The organism is Labilibaculum euxinicum (genome assembly GCF_009795715.1).
In the GTDB taxonomy this organism is placed as follows: Bacteria; Bacteroidota; Bacteroidia; order Bacteroidales; family Marinifilaceae; genus Labilibaculum; species Labilibaculum euxinus.
This window is the reverse complement of sequence record NZ_WTCR01000004.1, coordinates 142,192-162,871: the sequence shown is the minus strand read 5'-3', so window position 1 is coordinate 162,871 and position 20,680 is coordinate 142,192. Positions and strand designations below refer to the sequence as shown.

Here is a 20,680-nt window from a genome sequence, read left to right as displayed (position 1 = left end):
TTTTTTATGGTTTTATTTCATTTCCCAAACTATCAATTGCATGAATATAACAATTGAAGCTATTTTTTTTCCACCACTTAGAATCATTACCAAATTTGAGAAATGTTTTGCCCGGTTCAACAGGATTATCTTTTTTTAATAGATACTGACTGTAATCACCATTCTCTCCTGGAGCTTTAAGCCACTCCATACTGACAAAAAAATCACCTTCTGAGATGAAAATTTTATGCTCTGAAATATCAATTTCAACCCATTTATTACCATTGCCATCTTTACCTATAATATCAAATTTATTTAATTTTTCCCCTGGTCTATTATGAGAAACCTCATAAATATTTACTTTGAATTCGGTATTAGGTTCCTCATCATCAGTAACAAAGAATTTAACTTTTTTCAAATAGGCTGGTCGAACTATGGGACTTAGAAGTACAGCTATCTCACTACCTGCATAATTTGACCATGGAGCAATTCCATCAATGCAATTGTGATTGAGAGTTTCATTTAAACTTGAAAGTAGAATATAACTTTCCGAAGTTTTTGAGAATCTATTTTCTGATAGTGAATTTAAAGTCTTAAGAAGTTTGTTAAAACCATCTTTCTCAAAATATCTGATACAATGAAATCTTTCAAGTTCTTGCGGAATAGAACACTCTTCCAACATAACAGGAATAATATATGTTGCTCCAAAGGGTTTTTCTTTAGCACATTCAAGTGCATGCTTTATTTCTCTTTGGTAGAAACCTTCTTTATCTACAGATTTTTTTGAAAGACAGATAATTACCGCTTTAGAATTTTTGATTACTCTTGCGATTTTATCAGACCATTCTTGACCGCCGGTTAAACTTTCTCTATCAAACCAAACGCTTTGATTTTTTGCTTTTAATTTGTCGTATAACGTTTTAACAACAGATATGTCTTCTATAGCATAGCTTAGAAAGAATGCCTCATTTTTATTTTGGTTAGTTGAATTCATGAGAATTAATTAGTCTTTACATATTTTCAAGAATATATCATGTTTTAAAAATTCGTCTATAATTTCTTTTTCGTCAATTGGAAGAAAGGAATATTGTTTAAAGCCTTTAAACTCTGAAAGTAATTTGAATTGTACCTTATTTAAATAAAATAATTGTGAGTTATATTGAGCTATTCCCCCAAACAACTCTTCTCTAAAAATTACTTTTGTATTTTTAAACACTACATCAACCATCTTTAGCTCATTAATGGGTCAATCGCATTTATCTTGCCATAATAGCTGTACGCAGAAGCACGACATCCTCCTCGACAAATATGTACATATTTGCAATTTCTACACTCGTTCGGTAATAATTCTAATTTGCGTAAATTATCTAGGAAACTATTATTGTTCCAGACGCTTTTCAAGTCGTCACATAATAAATTTCCAAGTTTTTGGTTAAGGCAAACGCATGGTCGGATATCCCCATTTGGTTCAATAACTAATTGGTTTAATCCGGCATCACAATAGTTATTAATCATTCCAATAGTATCTTCATTAATTTTAGGTAAAACACACAAAGGGAACCCTCCGGTTAAAGAAGTACTTATACTAAAATCAGATTTTGCATTTAACAATTGTTGGAAGACTTGTTCAAATTCTTTTTTATTTATGACAAGACTTTTGTCTTTTGACATTTCTCCAGTTGCAGATGGCATTCCGATACTGAAATGTTTTAGATGAAGGGATTTTAAATATTTAGCCATTTTATAAACATCTGGAACGGTGCTTGGCAAAACTACCATGTTAACATTTACTGCTTCATCTCCAAATATTTCCAAAGCATTTCGAATTCCATTAACTGTACTTTTAAAAGCATTTTCATTAACTAAAGAATTATTGGTTGATTCATGGTAGTGATGTAAAGAAATTTGAATTGAATTCAATCCATTTTCTTTAAGAGTTTCTGCTTTTTTCTTTGTTAGAAGGATACCGTTTGTTATTAGTGAAGTCTCTATCTTTTTTTTAGACGCCTTTGAGATAAGGTCTTCTAACCAGCTGACGAGTAAAGGTTCTCCGCCTGAAAAAATTATGCTGAATATTTCATTGCTGATAATCTTATCAAGAATTTTAATTTGTACATCCTTTGTTGGGGGGCTTAATTTGGAGTTGGTTTCTTTCCAGACATTGTAACAAAATATACATTTTTGATTACATCCACTTGTTAATTCAAATTGTACAAAAAGTGGAGCTTTTAATTTTAAATACTTAACATCAGCCAAGATTGTCTTGACATAAGCAGAGTTATTTTTATTTGGGAATGACAAACTATCGTTTGATGCTTTTAAATTCATGGTAATTATTATTTCTAAGTTTGCGGGATTTTGGAAATGAGAATCAAATTTCCGCTTTCACTGTTTCAAACATCTTTTCAACTTCCTCTTTTTTTAGAGGTTGATGCTTGATTGAAATGTTATTACAAGCTTGACATTTACAAAATACCGTGGTCTCGGCGAAATCAACACCATTAGAGTTTTTCATCATTTTGATGCTTTTCAATTCATTTTTTAGATTTTTCATTTTGATAAAATTTGAATAATTAAAAGTTTATTGTCGGTTTCTTGTTTTCAAATGCACTATACCGCGTGTTACCACACGTTATTACTTTCTCATCCATTCATCTAACCAGAAGGCATTACCATTGGGGAAAAAAATACCCCAATCATTTCTTGTTTTATCTTTACTAGAACCTTCTTTAATATGTCCATATATTTCATAATATTCTTGTTCGTCCCAGGAGCTTGAATAATTTGTTACTGGGAGAATTGCAACGTTTTCATATTTTAGAAACCCATCGCCTAAACCGAGTTCCCATGGAATCCACTTGGATTCTTTACTATTGGGTGTTGCAAATAAAATCAGCTTATCAGACTGATTTATTCTTTGCCTTAGTATCCCTGCTGTTTCTGGACTTGGAGTATCAGGTAAAGACTCATCTAAATAATCGATGTAGACATTAACACCACGTTTCTTTAAAAAATCAACTAATGGAGCTACATATTTCTTATCTTTTCTTCGATAGGATAGAAATATTCGTTTTTCATATGAAGCAGAAATTCCACTAAGAGATTCATTTAGATTCTGAGCTTTACTGAAATATTCTGTAGACCTGTGTGTACTTGATAAATCATTAAAAGTTAAATATGCCATATTAATCTCCTATTTTTGAAACCCAAAGCTTATGCTCCCGACTAATTGATTTTTCTGTATCGTAAATTATTTCTTTAACTCGCACTTCGGAATTATCTAATAATAATTTTTTCTTAAAATCTTTTAACTCTTCAACTGCAACACTATATGTAGAGCTTAATTCTTCAAAGCGCTTTGTTTGCTTCCATGAAAACAAACTAGCGGATATTGTAGTAAATAGACCTAAATATGAAAATTCAGGAATAATGTTAGCTATTGTCAAAACTGTCAATAAAGCTCCTAAGCCCATAGCACCCACTCCGAACCAGAAATAGTTTAAACTTTGTCGGGTATTGTATTTAGTCTTTTTATAATAATATGCTTCTTGGTCGTTAATTCGTTCTCTAATATAAAATTCAACCTTGTCTTTTATTTCGATATCAAAATTATCCTTTATCCAAATCGGAGAATCATTATCATTAGATTTTTGAGTTACGAATTTTAGATAATCATCTACAGTAATTTCAGATTTCATTTCTTGAATTCTTTTATGAAATAAAGTCAAGGCATTATTCCAAGTACTATCATATATATCAATCTTAAATAAAAGTAACCATGAGCTACTCAAGATACTCTCCGCTAAAAATCTGGATTTTTGCCAACCATCCATATAATTTGACTTATACTGTACAATCATGAGTATTAACACTGTAAGAATAAGAACTAATTCTATAAGGTGTTTTATTTTAGTATAAATTTCAGGCAGTTCGGGTATTGAGGAAATGATTGCAATCGAAAGTAAAAGTATCAATTGCCATTTTAATATTAATAAATATCTAGCTTGACATAGTTTAGATAAATCATTGAAATATTCATAAGAATCTGGTCCTACTAATTTTCTATCGTAAGTTGTTTTTTTCATTTTGTTGCCAATTCTTGAAATCTTGCTTCGCTCCAATTATAGACTGATATTTTATTCTCTGTTAGCACCGCTGGTATTATTCCATTTGTGCCATTTAACCTAATAGCATAAACAGTTTTTTTGTTCGCAAGTGTCATTTCGACTTCTTCACGCACCCATCTGCTTAAGTATGTTCTTTCTCCAACGAAAACAATAGTCCTTGATGTACCTTGCATTGATGTTGTTATAGCTCTACGGATAACGCCAGAATCTTCAGTATTCCATCTTTTTAATAAGTCTTTAACACGGAAATTTAAATTGTAATAAAGAGAATTTACAGCTCTTCCTTTAGTTGTTAGAACAACTCCACGGTCAGCTTCAGTAAAGCTGAAAAATACTACATTAGGCATAATCTTTTGATTTTTAATTTGGTTAATAATTTAATTAATGAATTCAACAATTGTTGTCTTGTCTTTTTTAATTCTGACTAACGTCAAATTTTGTTATTAATATTCAGTGTTTTAAAAAATCTGCAAACTCATAATTTCAGCTTCTTTTTTCCTCACTATTTTTGACGTTAGCAACAGTAATTAATTGGTTACGCTGATGTGGTGAATGTGTGGTAACGGTAAATTGTATGAGTAGTGGCAGATTGCGTGGTACTTTCCTGTCAAACCGCTACGCAGTTTGAGCGAGTTACAAACCTTGATATTTGCCACATCACCTGCCATTACTTATACAAAATGTTAGCGTGTCGTTATTTATTTTAGAATTCAATTTCTTTGAGTTCAGTTGTGTAGTGATACCTTGGATTAAAAGCCTTTTCCTTTAGTTTTAAGAATATTGCTAAAAACTCTTTATTCGAGCCTTCATACTCATCAAGTACTGCATGACCTAAAGCTTTATCTAGCTTTTCAATAGTTAATTCAGGTAAGATGTATTTATCATTTTGAATTGAAAATGATACACCACCTGTTCCGGTTAAAATTGTTACCGAACAACGCAATAGAATTAAAGCTGTCTCAACATTAAGTAAATATTTTTCAATTACCTGCCTATATTTTTCTGCATCTTCTTCTTGAGTCAATCGCAATAAATTATTGATAACGTTTATGTCAATTTCTAACGGCCGTTCAAAATAATCATTTGAAAAATGGTCTAATGACAATTTAAATGATTTCAATACTTCATCTTTTTTCTCAGTTATAAGTTCTTCTGGAAAGAATTTAACTACCTCGATATTTGAACTACCGTTAACTCTATTTCTTAAAAACCCTTGTAAATAAAATCTTGAATAGCTTGTATTGCTCGACAATACTTCGTCTAAAAAGGTATTAAACCCAAATTTATTACCAATATCGTTTAGAAATGAAATTACAGTGTAAAGACCATTAAAACCTCTTTCATCTTGAATTAAATGCAATTCTTCCGAGTCAGCGTAATTGAGAATAAATTCGATTTGTTCATATGCCTTTTCTTCACTGCTCAAGCTGTAAAATACTCGTTTTAGAAAAAGTGATAGTTTAGTTTTCTGATATTCTTTTATTATTTCTAGCTTGTTAGCAGTTTCACTATTTAGAAATTTATTTACTACAATTTGAGGTATGTTGTTGGCGGAAATTTTAAATGAAAAATAGTGTTCAAAAAAGTCTTCGTGTGCAATTCTTTTTTCACTTTCCAGTTTTGCATAGTCAATTTTGTCATCACCAAAAGCGAAGCTAAATTCAGGGAAATGAATTGACTTAAAAATAAAATTAATTAGATGTTTTGTGCTAAGTTTGGAATTAAGTTCTTTATTCTCTAGAATATAATCAAGAAGACTTTGTTTTTCTTCACTTTCAATTCCCATTGGCAACAGAACCTCTACGTCTTTTATTAAGCTTTCTTTATTCTTATAAATCCATTCAAATGCATTATAGTCAAATATTCTGATAGCTTCAATAACGGAAAAATCAACGATATTTACATCGTCTTTGATTGCAGGAAACCTAATATCTAAAGCATTAAAATAACGATATATATGTCGCAAATTTGTGAAATACTCATTTAGTCCAGCATTCCAGACTCTATTAAATTCTTGATTAGAAAAATCAGACTTTTGTTTTACTGCCAACTGATTATAATTTTCCAAAAACAAGTTTTCCAAAATTTCAGATGATAATTTGGGGATAGAGTAATCAAGTTGTATAATTTTTTCAAGATACTGCTCTCCGTTAATTTTAAATTCTGTTTCTAATGCCTTTGTAACAACTTCTTTGTCATATGAAAGGAAGAAAAAAGTATTCTTAAAATTAGCGTTCAAATTAACAAGCCTAAAAATGTTTGCAATTTCACTTGGAATCAGCCTATCAATATCATCTATTACAACAAACACCTTTATGCTTGAATTTTCCAGAACATCATCAATACGTTTCTTTAGGTTTTGTAGAGATGGTTCATCACCTATTCGTTTCGCTATTTTTTGAATTATTTTACTACCACTTGAGATGAATTTTCTAGAAATTATATCAGGGTTGAGAACATTTGCGATTTCAATAATCGAAGAGATTAAAATTATATCCTCACCTAGTTTTTTTAATTCTGGATTTATAGACCGAAGATGTATTCCTAGTTGTGTCAAAAATGATTTTTGCAAATCAGCCTGCCCTGTAAATAACCATGGATTAAAGCGAAAAATAATATTTCGTGTTGTTTCACTAGCCGTCTGAAGCTCAAGTTCTGTTTCGATGAATTCTAAAATTGAAGATTTACCAGAGCCCCATTCTCCATTAATTCCAATTGCGATACTTTCTTGACCAGTATTAAAAGTGTTTAATAATCCTTTAACTATATCAATCGCAAAATCATAGCGTTCTAGTAAGTCATCTTCCTTTTTTTTGATTGGACTATCTGTTCTCATTTTTAATTAATTTACATGGTCATGGTTTTGTAATGCACGCTAACTTATTATATGTGCACCGGTGCACTTATTTCTACTATATCAAATGAAAAGGTGCACAATACATACCTATATGGGGTGTATTGTGCACCTTTTGGTTAAGTCTTGTTCCATAGTTCATCAAGAGGATTCACATTTTGTAGTTTTTCACAGTCACCTCTAAAAGTAAGCATAAAATATAAACAGAAAAGTAGCTTCGCTTATTAATTATCAATATAAATAGTGAAGAAAGGATTCGCAGTCAGGGGTTTGTGTCTTGTGTTGCCAGCTTGGCTTTATTAAGGAAAATTGATTTATTGAGGATTTAGTGTTGTTAGTCAGGAATAAATGTCTGTTTATGTGCTGTGAGCTGTTGTGGTGAATTTTTTAGAATCTGATAAATTTAACATTTTTTACAGTTTCCCTCAAAAGCCCTGCAAACAGAAAGTGTGCCGCGGGTTGAAGTATTTTATTAGCATAAAAATGGATCTGTTTTACCAATTATGGTTTTGATATGTGGGGATAATTAAATAGTTTCAGTCTGTTTTTGTTAAGAGGGGAGGGAGTTTGGCAACAAATAGCCGCCTTTTAACAATGCAAAAAAAACAGGCAACCCATTGGCCGAGCATCTTCAACTTTTGCGGGTAGGAAATGCAGCCAACGGACCCTGTCCCTTTTATATAATTTTTTCAAATTATGGCACTAAGGTATGGATTAATTCCCAATCATCTAACTGATGATCCTGATGATTACATGGGCATGGTAACCGATAACGAAACCATTGGCACAGAGCAAATTGTTGAGCAAATGATTGGCAAAGGCTCTACCGTAACCAAGGCTGAGGCCTTATCGGTAATCGAAGAATTTAATTACGCTGTGGTGCAGGCCGTGGCCAGTGGCAACAATGTAAACACCGAGCTGTTTAAGGTGTATCCGAGTATTTCGGGGGTGTTTGTTAACCAGAGCGATAGTTTCGATAAAACACGCCATTCTATTCGTTTGAAGCTGAATGCCGGCCATCGTTTGTCCGAAGCGATTGGAAATATCGAATTGCGTAAGGTGGAAATATCTGTAGTACAGCCAGTGATTCAACAGTTCACCGATTTAAAAACCAAAGCCGTAAACGAGACCTTTAGTCCGGGTCAGATTGCTTCCCTAAAAGGATCGCTTTTAAAATTTGATGAGGAAGATGCTGATCAGGGAATCTTTTTTATTGCCGGTGATGGTGCGGCAACCAAAGTAGTGAATGTGGTGAAAAACAAACCCTCTGAATTGTTGTTTTTTGTGCCTGAAGCCTTGAAAACAGGAAGTTTTCAGGTAGAGGTGAGAACAATTTTTAAGAACTATAAAAGTATGAGAGCAGGTCGTTTTTTAATAGATTTGGTTCCTGTAGGTTCGGGAGATTAAGTTGTACAATTTTACGGTGAAATTGTATTCAGGAGTCGATTCAAACGAATCGGCTCTTGTTTTTTCACGACTGTTGCAGTCGCAGTACCACGACCGTTGCAGTCGCAGCACCACGACTGTTGTAGTCGCAGCACCACGACCGTTGTGGTCGTAGTAGCACGACCGTTGTGGTCGTGGATATAGAAAAGGAAATGTTGGTTTGCGATCCTGACCAGAGGTTAGAAACTGCATAATGTTTCGATGTAGAGTGGGGTGGCATTGTTCCTGCGATTCTTACATCGCAGATATTCTTATAAAAGTGGAGAGTCCGACCTTAAAAATAAATTTGATCCCGATCACATTCACATCTTATAAATTTTCACACAAAAAAGGACACGCCATGGCGTGTCCCTGCGGTAAGGTATATTGTATTTTATATCTCCAATAACAATGAATCCGGATCTTTGCCTCCGAACAGCATTTTCTGAGGATTCTCAATCATCTCTTTAATCTTCACCAAAAATCCAACGGAATCTTTTCCATCAATTACCCGGTGATCGTAGGATAGAGCGATGTACATCATCGGGCGGATTTCTACCTTGCCGTTTACAGCAACCGGTCGTTCCACAATATTGTGCATGCCCAAAATACCCGATTGCGGCGGATTGATAATTGGAGTACTCAACAGCGAACCAAACACGCCGCCATTGGTAATGGTAAAAGTGCCGCCGGTCATTTCGTCCAGACTAATTTTACCCGAACGGGCTTTGTTGGCCAAATTCATCAGTTCCTTTTCTATTTCGGCTAAGCCCAAGGTTTCGATGTTTCGGATGACCGGAACCATCAAACCTTTTGGTGTTTGCACCGCAATGGCAATATCTGTGTATTCAGGACTTACAATTTCGTCACCATCCATCATCGAATTTACCGCAGGGTGTAGTTGTAAAGCCTCCGAAGCTGCTTTGGTAAAGAAGGACATAAAACCCAGTTTAATATCGTGGGTTTCTACAAATTTCTTTTGATACTTGCTGCGCAGTGCCATTACTGCACTCATGTCAACTTCATTAAAAGTAGTCAGCATGGCCGTTTCATTTTTTACGGAAACCAAACGGGTGGCCAGCTTTTTCCGAAGATTCGACATTTTTGTGCGTTTCACTTCTCTCGAAATGCTTTTGCTTTGCGCTGGAATTGCTGCCTGACTGCCCGGATTACTGACCACCGCCTGAATGTCTTTTTTCGACAAACGTTGAATGCCGGCAATTACATCATCAACCGAAAGGTGATTTTCTTCCATTAGTTTTTTAGCAATGGGCGAAATCTTAACATCCTTGTACGTTTCAGAATTTGTTGACTTAGATGCAGTAACAACTGCAGGAGCTGTTTTTTCAGCAGGAACTTCTTCTTTTTTTGCTTCTTTAGGAGCAGAGGAAGCAGATGCTTCTCCGGCAAAACTGGTGTCTATGCTGCAGGCAACCGATCCAACAGCAACTGTATCGCCTTCCTGCGCCATAATCTGAATTTTACCACCTTCATCAGCAATAAGAGTCAGAGTGGCTTTATCCGATTCAATTTCTGCAATTTCCTGATCCTTTTCAACAATATCACCATCTGCTACAAACCAGTTGGCTATTTCTACTTCGGAAATGGATTCTCCGGGACTAGGTATTTTTATTTCGATCATCTTTATTGTATTATTGTTTTATCATCGGGTAAAAGCAACTAAACCTGTTGCATGTCTTGATATTTTGTACTTTTTACTTGGGTCTTTTGATTTACATCAGCAATTTACTTTTCTTCTCTTCGAAATATTCGTGCTGAACGAGGATGTCTGCATGAGAACTGCCTTCCACACATTGTAATCCGCAATATTTCAATTTTCGATCGCAATTGCATTTTCGAAATACTTTGTTAATGATTTCGTTTTGCCCTGCCAGATGAATTTTATTCAATCCGGTTGCCGGACTGCCACTGGCCTGGCGTGCTACAGGAACCAATTTAATATCTTTGTTTTTAAAGTTGTAGTTGATAAACTGCCAGGCTCCCATGTTTTCCGGTTCTTCCTGAACCCATAAATGAAGAAGGGCATTTGGATATCGATTCAAAATCTGATCAATCTGCTTATCAGGAAACGGATACAGCTGTTCTACCCGAACCAAGGCAATATCCTGAGCAAACAGTTCCTCTTTTCGGGCCAGTAAATCGTAATAGATCTTTCCGGAACAGAATACAACGCGGCGAACTTCTTCTGCAATTATATTGTTGTCGTCAATCACTTCCTGAAACTGACCTTTGGCCATGTCATCAATTTTCGAAACACATTTTGCATGACGAAGCAGACTTTTTGGCGTAAAGCAAATTAACGGAACCCGTATGTCACGTTTCACTTGTCTTCGTAACATGTGAAACAGGTTGGCAGGTGTAGTCGGGTTGGTAATCTGCATGTTGTTGTTGGCACATAGGGTAAGGAAACGTTCCATTCTTGCGCTCGAATGTTCTGCGCCTTGTCCTTCATATCCATGAGGCAGATACATCACCAAGCCATTTTTTATGCCCCATTTGTCTTCGGCAGCACTGATGTACTGGTCGATAACTGCCTGAGCAACATTGTGAAAATCTCCAAACTGAGCCTCCCAAATGGTAAGGCCGGAAGGGTGTGCCAAGGCATATCCGTATTCAAATGCAAGTACACCATATTCACTAAGCAATGAATTGTAGATATGGAAAGGGGCTTGCTTGCTGCTGATGTTTTTCAGCGGGAAATATTTCTCGTCTGAGTTCTCAATCACCAAAGCTGCATGCCGGTGCGAAAAAGTACCTCTTTCCGAATCCTGTCCGCTTACACGAACACTGTTTCCTTCTTCCAGCAGACTGGAATAGGCAAGCAGTTCTCCCATGGCCCAATCCAACTCATCATTCGCGATCATGTTTTTGCGATCGGTCATTAACTTCCCAATCTTTTTGAAGAAAGTAAGGTCGCCGGGCAAATTGGTAATGTTTCCGGCCAGCTCAAGCAAAGTCTTTTTTGCAACTCCTGTTTTAGGAGAAGACTCAAAATCTTCCTGAGTTGAGTATCGGATGTCTTTATAGTAATCCTCCAGAAAAGGCTGTATAATTACCTTCTTAAATGTTTTAGATAATTCAAAATCTTTATCTAAAAGTTTGTTGTATTCGGAGTTAATCGCTGCAACTTCTTCTTTGGTATAAATTCCTTTTCCAATCAGGAATTCGGCATAAATATCCCGTGGATTTTTATGTTTGGCGATTTCTTTGTACAGAATTGGTTGGGTAAAACGGGGTTCATCTCCTTCGTTATGACCAAATTTCCGGTACGAAAGAATATCTATGAAAACATCAGAATTAAATTCCTGACGGTATTCCATAGCCAGCTTGATCGTGAAAATCAAAGCTTCCACATCATCACCATTTACATGAAACACAGGAGAACGGGTTACCTTTGCAACATCGGTACAATATGTACTCGACCGGGCATCCAGATAATTGGTTGTGAAACCTACCTGATTGTTGATGACCAAATGGATGGTTCCTCCGGTTTTATATCCTTTCAATTGCGACATTTGAATTGTTTCGTACACAATTCCCTGTCCGGCAACAGCAGCATCACCATGAATGATAACAGGAACCAATTTGTCCTGATCGCCGGTGTAGTCGTTATCAATTTTCGAGCGTGAAATTCCTTCAACAACAGCACCAACGGTCTCCAAATGCGAAGGGTTGGGTGCCAAATGAAGTTTTACTTTACTGCCATCATCTGTTTTTACCGTATTTCCATATCCCAGGTGGTATTTTACATCCCCCAAAGCAATGTCTTCTTCGAACTCTTCGCCCATAAATTCTTTGAAAATATTGGCGTAAGGTTTCTCTAAGATATTGGCCAGTACATTTAATCTTCCCCGGTGAGCCATCCCGAAAATAAATTCCTGAACACCAAGCTCAGCACCACGTTCAATCATGGCATCCAAAGCAGGAATTAAGGTTTCTGTTCCTTCGAGGGAAAAGCGTTTTTGACCGACAAATTTTTTGTGGATATAGTTTTCGAAACCAACGGCAAGCTTTAAATGATAGTAGATGTGTTTGCGTTGCTCATCGTTAAAGTCAGGAGTGTTTTTAGTGCCTTCCATCTTGTTCTGCAGCCATCGCATCATCTGAGGATGACGTACAAAAACATATTCTGCACCTATCGATTTGCAGTAGGTTTCCTGCAAATGGGAGACAATATCTTTTAATTTGGAAGCACCCAATCCTATTTCTGTGCCGGCATGGAAAACAGTTTCCAAATCTGATTCTGAAAGATCAAAGTTTTCGACGTCGAGTGTAGGGAAATATTTCCGTCGGGTCCGAACCGGATTTGTCTTGGTAAAAAGATGTCCGCGCTGACGATAGGCATGAATCAGATTCATAACATTGAATTCTTTACTCGTCGGACTTGCGGCTGGAATATTTTCGTTGGCCGTTTGTTCCTTAATTGGAAATTTGGCTGTTGCAAAATCAAATCCCTGGAAAAATTGTCTCCAACTTTCTTCAATGGATTCAGGATCATTCTTATAGGATTGGTAAAGTTGGTCGATAGATTCGATTTCACTGTTACCTAAAAAGCTAAATTTATCCATATAATTGTTCGTTGTACTTAGTCTGATTATCGTTGTTACTTAAACAAATGTATTAATTTTTAAGCCTTATGGTGATATCAAAAACAAATAATAGATAAAAAGATCATTTTTTTTACAGATATAGATATAGAGTTTTTCTATAAGATGTTTTGGTTTAACATTACTAAAAATAAACAGCACAATTCTTTTATTTGATGCCTGTTCGAATTACTTTAGTTTTTTTAAGACAAACATGTAAAATCTCACAGATGTATTTTCTCCGTATTTTAATTGTTTTGGCACTTGGTGCTCAATTCACGGCCTGTCATAATTTACAAAAAAAACCTCGGTTTACTCTCGAAAAAGGAGATCTTCTTTTTCAGGATCTGGATGCGGATTCTATTTCAGATGCGATAGAATCAGTAACAGGAGGAGCTAAGAATTTGAGCTTTTCGCATGTTGGGATTGTTGATATTCATAAAAACGGGGATACTATGGTTTTAGAAGCCATCTCAAAAGGAGTTACCTACACCAAACTCACTGATTTTTTGCAGCGAAGCACAACTGCTGACCAAAAGCCAAAAGTTGAGGTGGGAAGGCTAAAGCCTGAATTTACTGCTTTTATTGATAAGGCTCTGGAGTCGGGAGGGAAGCTGATTGGAAAACCATACGATGATATTTACATCATGGGAGACTCAACTTACTATTGCTCTGAGCTGATTTATGACCTATTTGCAAATGCCGGAGATTCTATTGAAATCTTCCGGTTAAACCCGATGACTTTTAAGGATGCTAAAACCGGTGATTTTCTTCCTTTTTGGATTGAATATTACAAAAACTTAGGGGTAGATATCCCGGAAGGAAAACCGGGTTTGAATCCCAATGGGATGCACGGGTCTCCGAATATCGAGATTGTATTTTCCTACTTGCGGCAATAATCTCACATCTTTCATCTCATATTTCAAATCATACTTAAACAATGAATTCATTCTTACGCGAATTAACCAGCGAACTGTACGAAAAATACGGCAGTAATTTATCCAATTGCATGTTGGTGTTTCCAAATCGCCGTGCAGGTTTATTCTTTTCAAAATATTTAAATGAATTGATTGAAAAACCTGTTTGGGCACCCAGAATTTTAACCATTAATGATTTTTTTAAAACTCATTCTCAGTTGCAGACCGAGGATAATCTGGGTTTGCTTTTCCGTTTGTATAAAATCTACATTCAAAAAATGGATGTGTCGGAAAGTTTCGATGAGTTTTACCATTGGGGAGAAATGCTTTTGGGCGATTTCGACGATTTGGACAAGTACCGGGTGAATGCAAAGCATTTGTTTCAGAATTTAGCGGAGGAAAAAGAGATTGATAATCTGTTCGATTACTTAACGGAAGAACAGATTGCTGCTATACAATCATTTTGGAGTACATTCCGTCCCGAGAAATATTCGGAGCATCAAAAGGAGTTTGTGAAACTATGGGAAAATCTGTATCCTATTTATTCTGATTTTCGGGATGTATTACAATCTGAAGGATTGGCATACGAAGGAATGGCTTCCCGAAAATTGGTTGATGAGTTGGAATCGGGGAAGATTGAAATCAAAGAAGATCGGGTCATTTTTATAGGTTTTAATGCATTAAACCGTTGCGAACAGAATTTGTTTGATGAATTGAAGAAGCAGGATAAAGCCGATTTTTATTGGGATTACGATGAATCCTATCTTCAGAATCCTTTTCATGAGGCGGGTTTGTTTTTACGCGAAAATATCAAACGGTTTCCGTCGCCAAAAACGAATATCAGGTTCGATAATATCAAGAATAATCAAACCAAAGTTGAATTTGTTTCACTTTCCTCGGAAGTGGGACAGGCGAAGTATGCCCACGCAGTGGTTGAAGAATTCTGCAGGAATTCGGAGGATGCCTTAGAGGAAACGGCTATTGTTTTGGCCGATGAGGAGTTGCTTCTTCCGGTATTGCATTCCATTCCTAAAATTGCAAAGAATGTGAATGTAACCATGGGATATCCAGCCAAAAATACGCCTGTGGCAAGTTTGCTGCGTTTGGTGATCGATCTGCAGAAAAGTGTGAAAAAATCCAATGGAGAGGTGTCGTTTCACCACAAACAGGTATTGTCTCTTCTAAATCACCAATATTTGAATTCTGTGAATCCTGAATTGGCACATTCTATAACACAGGATATTCTAACAACCAATAGAATTGAAGTTCCACAACGTTTAATTAAGGGTGATCCCGTTTTGGAAAAGCTTTTTTCTCCGGTGAGTAGTGTAGAGCAATTTTCAATATATCTGCTTGAATTGCTTCAGGGAATTTATCAGAAACTAGAAACTACTGATGAGGAAAAAACCTTGGTTGATAAAATTGAACAGGAATACATCTATCATTTGTTTTTGGCCATAAAGCGTCTCAATTCTTTACTGAATCAGCACAAAATTGAACTAAAGCAGGATACTTTTTATAAGATTCTGGATAAAATGATTCAGAGTTTGAGTATTCCATTCGAAGGAGAACCTTTGGCAGGTTTGCAGGTAATGGGAATTTTGGAAACACGATTGCTCGATTTCAAAAAGATTGTCGTGCTTTCGATGAACGAAGGGAAATTGCCTAAAACAGGAGCTGCAAATTCTTTTGTTCCCTATCATTTGCGTAAAGGCTTTGGAATGCCGACAATCGATCATCAGGATGCGATTTTCGCTTACTATTTTTACCGGTTGATTCAGCGTGTTGAAGATCTTAAATTGTTGTACAGCACTCAAAGTGACGGGATTCGCACTGGTGAAATGAGTCGTTTTTTGTATCAGCTGAAATACGAATCAGATTTTGAGATTGTTGAGAACAGTCCGTCCTACAATATTTCTTTGCAGGAAACCAAGCCGATTAGCGTGGCTAAAAACGAGCGAATTCAAACCTACCTAAGCGGGTATTGCGGTGATGGGATAAAGAGTTTTTCGCCGTCGGCCTTAAATACTTATATGAATTGCAGCCTGAGCTTTTATTTTAAATATTTAGCTGGTTTAAAAGAACCCGATGTGGTTTTGGAAGAGATCGATCCGCCAACTTTCGGGAATTTATTTCACTCGGTTTTGGAAGAATTGTACAAGCCTTTTAGTGGCAATACAATTCGGAAAGAAGATTTGGAGGGCTTGCGGAAAAACAAAGTTTTACTGGATCAGGTTTTAAAGGATGCTTTTCGAAACATCTACTTTCAGCTGAAAAAGGAGCAACCAATGGAAATTGGTGGAAGAAATCTTCTTGTTTTCGATATCCTGAAGAAGTTTATTGATCGGATATTGATTTTGGATCAGAAATTTGCACCCTTTGAAATTGTTTCTTTGGAGGGGAAATATAAAATTCAAATGCCAATAGGAGAGAAAGCCGATCGAAAGGTAAACATTAGCGGGTTGATTGACAGAGTAGACAAATTGAATGATACCATTCGTATTTTAGATTACAAAACAGGCAAGGCCGATCTGATTTTTAAGGATATCGCTTCTCTTTTCGAAAAAGAAGGGAAGAATAAAAATAAAGCGGCATTTCAAACTTTGCTTTATTGCTTGTTTTACGATGAAAATTACAATCCAGGTGCAGCAATTTCCCCAGGAATATACAGTCTGAAAGAGTTTTTTAACGATGGGTTTGATTGCACCTTAGCTCAAAAAGAGGGGCGCGGAAATGCCGTTCGTGTTGATGATTACAGAATGTTTAAAGCTGAATTTGTTGAAGGCCTGCAAGAATTACTGGAAGAGATTTTTAATCAGGATATTCCTTTTTATCAGGTAGAAAATAAAGATATTTGCCGAACTTGTGTGTATGCCGAAATTTGCCATCGGTAAGTTGTGGCTCATTTTGCACCTTAGAAATTGAATAATATCAATAAAATGTATCGATCAGTTATCTTATTCTTGTGTTGTTTGTTGTTTGGATTTACTTCCAATGCACAAAAAAAATACAGTATCAAGTCGAAGAGAGCCATCAAAAATTATGAGTTGGCTTCAGAGGCTTATCGGCAGATGGATAATTCCAAAGCTCTGAAATATTTAGATGTCGCAATTGAGCAAAGCCCTGATTTTATTGAAGCATGGCTTTTTAAAGCTGATGTTTTGCACGAAACGGGCAAGACTGAATCTGAAATTGAAGCTTATTTGGGGGCGATAAATATTGATGCCAATTTTTTTCCGAATGTGCATTTTAATCTCGGGAATGCTTACCTGAAAATAGGAGAATATCAAAAGGCATTAACGAAATATGAAGAGTTTCTATCCCTTTCAAATAGTTCCGACAGAAATAGAAGGTTGGCAGAAAAAAGACTGGAAAGTTGCCGGTTTGCGATCAAGTCGATGGCAAATCCTGTCGATTTTAAACCGGTAAACCTTGGTGATAATGTGAATTCCGAATTTGATGAGTATTGGCCCAGCCTTACTGCCGATGAGGAATTGCTTGTGTTCACCAGATTGCTGACAGAGAAGAAAGAAGGAACTGAAGTGAAAATCAAAAGACAAGAGGATTTTTATGTATCTCACCAAGAAGATAGTTTGTGGATGCCGTCTGAACCATTATCCTTAGTTATCAATACGGAAAAGAACGAAGGAGCACAAAGCATTACGGCAGATGGCAAATACATGTATTTTACGGCTTGCAATCGTACTAACGGATATGGCCGCTGCGATATTTACTATTCAGTTCGGGAAGGAGATGTTTGGTCGGCACCAATAAATGTTGGCAAACCAATTAATTCGAAAGCTTGGGAAGCTCAGCCAAGTATATCTGCTGACGGACGGGAACTGTATTTTGTGAGCAACCGAAAATCAGGAAAAGGGAAAATGGACATTTGGCATTCCAGATTAATTGAAACTTTGGAAGATGGAAAACAACGCTGGACGCAGCCAACTAATCTTGCTGTTAATACAGCAGACAATGAAATGTCACCATTTATTCATGCCGGAAACCGGTATCTGGTATTTTCTTCAGATGGTTTAACCGGAATGGGTGGATATGATTTGTTTAAGACAGAACGCGATAAAGATGGGAAATGGAGTGATCCTGAAAATTTGGGTTCCCCAATTAATACATTTAACGATGAAATAGGATTGATTATCAATGCGAAAGGTGATAAAGCTTATTTTTCTTCGGATCGCCTAAAAGGCAAAGGAAAAGATATTTTTAGTTTTGAGATGCCTGTAGATTTGCAGCCACAGTCTGTGTCGTGGTTAAAAGGCAATGTGTTGGATGCTAAATCTAAAAGTCCCGTGCTAGCTTCGCTTTTATTAATTGATTTGATGAGCAATGATACAATTATTCAGATAAAATCAGATCGGACGGATGGCAGCTATTTGGTTTGTTTGCCTTCGGATAGAGAATATCTTTTTTCGGCTGAGGCCGGTGACTATCTTTTTTATTCCAAACATTTCGAGATGTTGGATGATCAGAAGAAATCGAATCCCCAACAATTAGATATCCTTTTAGATAAAATTGAAAAAGGAAAAGAAATCGTACTTAGGAATGTATTTTTTGATGTCGACTCCTGGGATATTTTGTCGAAATCTGAAATTGAATTGACCCGCTTGTATGATCTGTTGGCAGCTTATCCTAAATTAAAAATTGAAATTGCCGGTCATACCGATAATACCGGAACTGAAGATTACAATCTGAATCTTTCCAATAACCGGGCAAAGGCGGTTTGCGATTATTTAATTTCAAAAGGAATAGAAGCAAAACGGCTAAGCTTTAAAGGATATGGTGCTTCACATCCTATTGCAGCCAATGAAACCGAAGAGGGAAGAAGTTTAAATCGAAGAACAGAATTCAAAGTTGTTGAAAATCAATAATAACCAATAAAATGAAACCGATATATCTTGATTACAATGCGACTACACCTATCGCACCGGAAGTTGCTGATGCGATGATTCCTTACTTAAAAGGTTTTTTTGGCAATCCGTCAAGCTCACATTTTTATGGACGGCAATGCAAAGAGGCTGTGGATAAGGCAAGAAATCAGGTAGCTTCATTGCTGAATTGTGATGCTGAAGAATTGATATTTACCAGTGGCGGATCTGAATCAAATAATTATGCATTAAAGGGCTATGCTTTTGCAAATCAGGATAAAGGCAAACATATTATCACTTCTTCTATCGAGCATCCTGCGGTTACAGAGGTTTGTAAATTTTTGGAAACAGAGGGCTTCGAGGTTACCTATCTGCCTGTTGATGAAACAGGACGAGTACAATTGTCTGATGTGAAAAAGGCCATTCGACCAGATACTATTTTAATTTCGATCATGTATGCGAATAACGAGGTGGGAACTTTACAGCCAATTTCTGAAATTTCGAAATTAGCGCAGCAGAATAATATTATTGTCCATACTGATTGTGCTCAGGCTGTGGGTAAAGTACCTGTTAATGTTCAGGAACTGGGTGTTGATTTACTGACTCTTGCAGGTCATAAATTTTATGGGCCGAAAGGAATTGGAGCCTTGTACATTCGCGAGGGAATTAAATTGCAGAAATTGATTCATGGTGCAGATCATGAAAGGAATTTACGGGCGGGAACCGAAAATGTATTGGAAATTGTTGGTTTGGGAAAAGCTGCCGAATTGGCCATGGAGGAGGAAGACAAACGAATGAGGCATGAAATGAATTTGATTCGGATTTTACGCAGGAACTTATCTAAACTTTCAGATGTTCAGTTTAATGGGAATAATGATTTTTGTTTGCCAAATACCTTAAGTGTCTCCTTTAAGAAAATTCCGGTAAACGAGATTTTAAGTCGGTTGAAACATGTGGCGGCATCAGCGGGTGCCGCATGTCACACTGATTGTGTAAGTGTTTCTGCAACCCTGGATGCTATGAAAGTTCCTTTGGAATATGCAATGGGCACAATTCGTTTTTCTGTAGGTAGATATACCACTAAAACTGAAATCGATTTAGCTTCAAATGAAATAATTGAGGTGATTAAAAGTTTACGCAGAGATGCCAATCAAAAGAAAAGTAAGTTGATGTAAAGTATTTGAAACGACCAATGACAAATATATTTTGATACACAAGAACAAGCTTATTGGTTCATGGTAATCCCGAAAGTTTTCGGGACCATACAGCAACTAAAAAATAAATTATAATCAGATGAAAAACTCATTTCCACCTGCCAGCAATTCTTCAGCTTTGGAAATGGTGTTTTCTTTAACCAAACTGTTTAGCCAAGGCAGATTGCCTGTTTTTTTGCGCAATTTTGCTTTGGAGTACCAATCTTTAGGATAGGAAATTATGGCTGGAGTTCCTTGTTTCCCATATTCCGGATAGGATTGATAATAAATATCACCAATGGTAACAATTAATTGGTCTTTCGCACTGTGGATTGAAAGTGTGAAATGCATTTCAATCTGGAAAACGGAAGGTCTTTCGCTTAAAGAAATAGGAACGTGGCCTTTGTATCGAAATTCGCCTGAATTTGAATTAATATATTCAATCTTACCATTTACTTGATCAGGAAATGAGGAAATCCATTCTCGAATTTGCTGATCTGTTATTGCTGTTTGCAGATATTTTGTTTCCAAACTAATATTTCCGTCATCATCTAAAAATAAGTCGATGTTCTTTGTCTGTTGGGCAACTATGAATGAGCTAAAAGTAAAGGACAGTAGAACAATGAAGATTTTTTTCATAATGGGTAGCTTAAGAATTGAACATATGATTTGGCATCATCTCAATTTTTAATTTA

17 protein-coding genes are annotated in these 20,680 nt (G+C 36.2%); 5 read left to right on the top strand and 12 right to left on the bottom strand.

Going from position 1 to position 20,680, the window contains the following annotated elements:
* Positions 1-4 precede the first annotated feature (4 nt).
* The 8 genes from GQR60_RS06270 to GQR60_RS06235 all read right to left on the bottom strand — a co-directional run bounded on the left by GQR60_RS06270 (position 5) and on the right by GQR60_RS06235 (position 6,942).
* The gene (locus tag GQR60_RS06270; RefSeq protein WP_124992119.1) at positions 5-973 is read right to left on the bottom strand and encodes a toll/interleukin-1 receptor domain-containing protein; all 969 of its coding nucleotides are present in this window, start codon (positions 971-973) and stop codon (positions 5-7) included.
* Between the two features lie 9 nt (positions 974-982).
* On the bottom strand, positions 983-1,207 hold the full coding sequence (locus tag GQR60_RS06265; RefSeq protein ID WP_124992118.1) for a hypothetical protein: 225 nt from the start codon (positions 1,205-1,207) through the stop codon (positions 983-985).
* 2 nt (positions 1,208-1,209) lie between these two features.
* The gene (locus tag GQR60_RS06260) at positions 1,210-2,307 is read right to left on the bottom strand and encodes a radical SAM/SPASM domain-containing protein (RefSeq protein WP_124992117.1); all 1,098 of its coding nucleotides are present in this window, start codon (positions 2,305-2,307) and stop codon (positions 1,210-1,212) included.
* 43 nt (positions 2,308-2,350) lie between these two features.
* Complete coding sequence (locus tag GQR60_RS06255; RefSeq protein ID WP_124992116.1) at positions 2,351-2,533, bottom strand: hypothetical protein; 183 nt, start codon at positions 2,531-2,533, stop codon at positions 2,351-2,353.
* An 81-nt stretch (positions 2,534-2,614) separates the two neighbouring features.
* Positions 2,615-3,163: a toll/interleukin-1 receptor domain-containing protein gene (locus tag GQR60_RS06250; protein ID WP_124992115.1), complete on the bottom strand. Its 549-nt coding sequence runs from the start codon at positions 3,161-3,163 to the stop codon at positions 2,615-2,617.
* A 1-nt stretch (position 3,164) separates the two neighbouring features.
* Positions 3,165-4,064: an SLATT domain-containing protein gene (locus GQR60_RS06245; protein ID WP_124992114.1), complete on the bottom strand. Its 900-nt coding sequence runs from the start codon at positions 4,062-4,064 to the stop codon at positions 3,165-3,167.
* Positions 4,061-4,453: a TIR domain-containing protein gene (locus GQR60_RS06240; protein ID WP_124992113.1), complete on the bottom strand. Its 393-nt coding sequence runs from the start codon at positions 4,451-4,453 to the stop codon at positions 4,061-4,063. Before GQR60_RS06240 ends, GQR60_RS06245 begins: the two co-directional genes overlap by 4 nt.
* A gap of 356 nt (positions 4,454-4,809) precedes the next feature.
* Positions 4,810-6,942 carry a KAP family P-loop NTPase fold protein gene (locus GQR60_RS06235; protein WP_124992112.1) on the bottom strand — a complete coding sequence of 711 codons (2,133 nt, stop codon included), beginning with the start codon at positions 6,940-6,942 and terminating at the stop codon, positions 4,810-4,812.
* 714 nt (positions 6,943-7,656) lie between these two features.
* On the opposite strand from GQR60_RS06235, the gene GQR60_RS06230 reads away from it, so the two are divergent.
* Positions 7,657-8,367: a DNA-binding domain-containing protein gene (locus GQR60_RS06230; RefSeq protein WP_124992111.1), complete on the top strand. Its 711-nt coding sequence runs from the start codon at positions 7,657-7,659 to the stop codon at positions 8,365-8,367.
* On the opposite strand, the gene GQR60_RS06225 is transcribed toward GQR60_RS06230, so the two are convergent.
* The 3 genes from GQR60_RS06225 to GQR60_RS06215 all read right to left on the bottom strand — a co-directional run bounded on the left by GQR60_RS06225 (position 8,332) and on the right by GQR60_RS06215 (position 12,974).
* Positions 8,332-8,598 (bottom strand): hypothetical protein, encoded by a 267-nt coding sequence (locus GQR60_RS06225; protein ID WP_124992110.1) that lies wholly within the window; start codon positions 8,596-8,598, stop codon positions 8,332-8,334. The genes GQR60_RS06230 and GQR60_RS06225 overlap by 36 nt on opposite strands.
* Positions 8,599-8,779: 181 nt before the next feature.
* On the bottom strand, positions 8,780-10,027 hold the full coding sequence (gene odhB / locus GQR60_RS06220) for a 2-oxoglutarate dehydrogenase complex dihydrolipoyllysine-residue succinyltransferase (protein WP_191991594.1): 1,248 nt from the start codon (positions 10,025-10,027) through the stop codon (positions 8,780-8,782).
* A 91-nt stretch (positions 10,028-10,118) separates the two neighbouring features.
* Positions 10,119-12,974: a 2-oxoglutarate dehydrogenase E1 component gene (locus GQR60_RS06215; protein ID WP_124992108.1), complete on the bottom strand. Its 2,856-nt coding sequence runs from the start codon at positions 12,972-12,974 to the stop codon at positions 10,119-10,121.
* A 248-nt stretch (positions 12,975-13,222) separates the two neighbouring features.
* Here GQR60_RS06215 and GQR60_RS06210 point away from each other — a divergent pair, with 248 nt between their 5' ends.
* From GQR60_RS06210 to GQR60_RS06195, 4 genes are read left to right on the top strand one after another with little or no spacing between them, the layout of a single operon-like run.
* Positions 13,223-13,891, top strand: coding sequence for a YiiX/YebB-like N1pC/P60 family cysteine hydrolase (locus tag GQR60_RS06210; protein ID WP_160463429.1), 669 nt, complete (start codon positions 13,223-13,225; stop codon positions 13,889-13,891).
* Positions 13,892-13,932: 41 nt separating this feature from the next.
* Positions 13,933-16,803 carry a PD-(D/E)XK nuclease family protein gene (locus tag GQR60_RS06205; RefSeq protein ID WP_124992106.1) on the top strand — a complete coding sequence of 957 codons (2,871 nt, stop codon included), beginning with the start codon at positions 13,933-13,935 and terminating at the stop codon, positions 16,801-16,803.
* Between the two features lie 45 nt (positions 16,804-16,848).
* Positions 16,849-18,795: an OmpA family protein gene (locus tag GQR60_RS06200; RefSeq protein ID WP_124992105.1), complete on the top strand. Its 1,947-nt coding sequence runs from the start codon at positions 16,849-16,851 to the stop codon at positions 18,793-18,795.
* 11 nt (positions 18,796-18,806) lie between these two features.
* Entirely contained in the window at positions 18,807-19,967 is a 1,161-nt protein-coding gene (locus GQR60_RS06195; RefSeq protein WP_124992104.1) for a cysteine desulfurase family protein, read from the top strand.
* A gap of 114 nt (positions 19,968-20,081) precedes the next feature.
* Here GQR60_RS06195 and GQR60_RS06190 read toward each other — a convergent pair whose 3' ends face one another.
* On the bottom strand, positions 20,082-20,624 hold the full coding sequence (locus GQR60_RS06190) for a hypothetical protein (RefSeq protein WP_124992103.1): 543 nt from the start codon (positions 20,622-20,624) through the stop codon (positions 20,082-20,084).
* Positions 20,625-20,680: the final 56 nt, after the last annotated feature.

Coding starts and splice junctions, on each gene's coding strand:
- GQR60_RS06270 (WP_124992119.1), bottom strand. CDS start 973: ATGAATTCAACTAACCAAAATAAAAATGAGGCATTCTTTCTAAGCTAT.
- GQR60_RS06265 (WP_124992118.1), bottom strand. CDS start 1,207: ATGGTTGATGTAGTGTTTAAAAATACAAAAGTAATTTTTAGAGAAGAG.
- GQR60_RS06260 (WP_124992117.1), bottom strand. CDS start 2,307: ATGAATTTAAAAGCATCAAACGATAGTTTGTCATTCCCAAATAAAAAT.
- GQR60_RS06255 (WP_124992116.1), bottom strand. CDS start 2,533: ATGAAAAATCTAAAAAATGAATTGAAAAGCATCAAAATGATGAAAAAC.
- GQR60_RS06250 (WP_124992115.1), bottom strand. CDS start 3,163: ATGGCATATTTAACTTTTAATGATTTATCAAGTACACACAGGTCTACA.
- GQR60_RS06245 (WP_124992114.1), bottom strand. CDS start 4,064: ATGAAAAAAACAACTTACGATAGAAAATTAGTAGGACCAGATTCTTAT.
- GQR60_RS06240 (WP_124992113.1), bottom strand. CDS start 4,453: ATGCCTAATGTAGTATTTTTCAGCTTTACTGAAGCTGACCGTGGAGTT.
- GQR60_RS06235 (WP_124992112.1), bottom strand. CDS start 6,942: ATGAGAACAGATAGTCCAATCAAAAAAAAGGAAGATGACTTACTAGAA.
- GQR60_RS06230 (WP_124992111.1), top strand. CDS start 7,657: ATGGCACTAAGGTATGGATTAATTCCCAATCATCTAACTGATGATCCT.
- GQR60_RS06225 (WP_124992110.1), bottom strand. CDS start 8,598: ATGCAGTTTCTAACCTCTGGTCAGGATCGCAAACCAACATTTCCTTTT.
- odhB (WP_191991594.1), bottom strand. CDS start 10,027: ATGATCGAAATAAAAATACCTAGTCCCGGAGAATCCATTTCCGAAGTA.
- GQR60_RS06215 (WP_124992108.1), bottom strand. CDS start 12,974: ATGGATAAATTTAGCTTTTTAGGTAACAGTGAAATCGAATCTATCGAC.
- GQR60_RS06210 (WP_160463429.1), top strand. CDS start 13,223: ATGTATTTTCTCCGTATTTTAATTGTTTTGGCACTTGGTGCTCAATTC.
- GQR60_RS06205 (WP_124992106.1), top strand. CDS start 13,933: ATGAATTCATTCTTACGCGAATTAACCAGCGAACTGTACGAAAAATAC.
- GQR60_RS06200 (WP_124992105.1), top strand. CDS start 16,849: ATGTATCGATCAGTTATCTTATTCTTGTGTTGTTTGTTGTTTGGATTT.
- GQR60_RS06195 (WP_124992104.1), top strand. CDS start 18,807: ATGAAACCGATATATCTTGATTACAATGCGACTACACCTATCGCACCG.
- GQR60_RS06190 (WP_124992103.1), bottom strand. CDS start 20,624: ATGAAAAAAATCTTCATTGTTCTACTGTCCTTTACTTTTAGCTCATTC.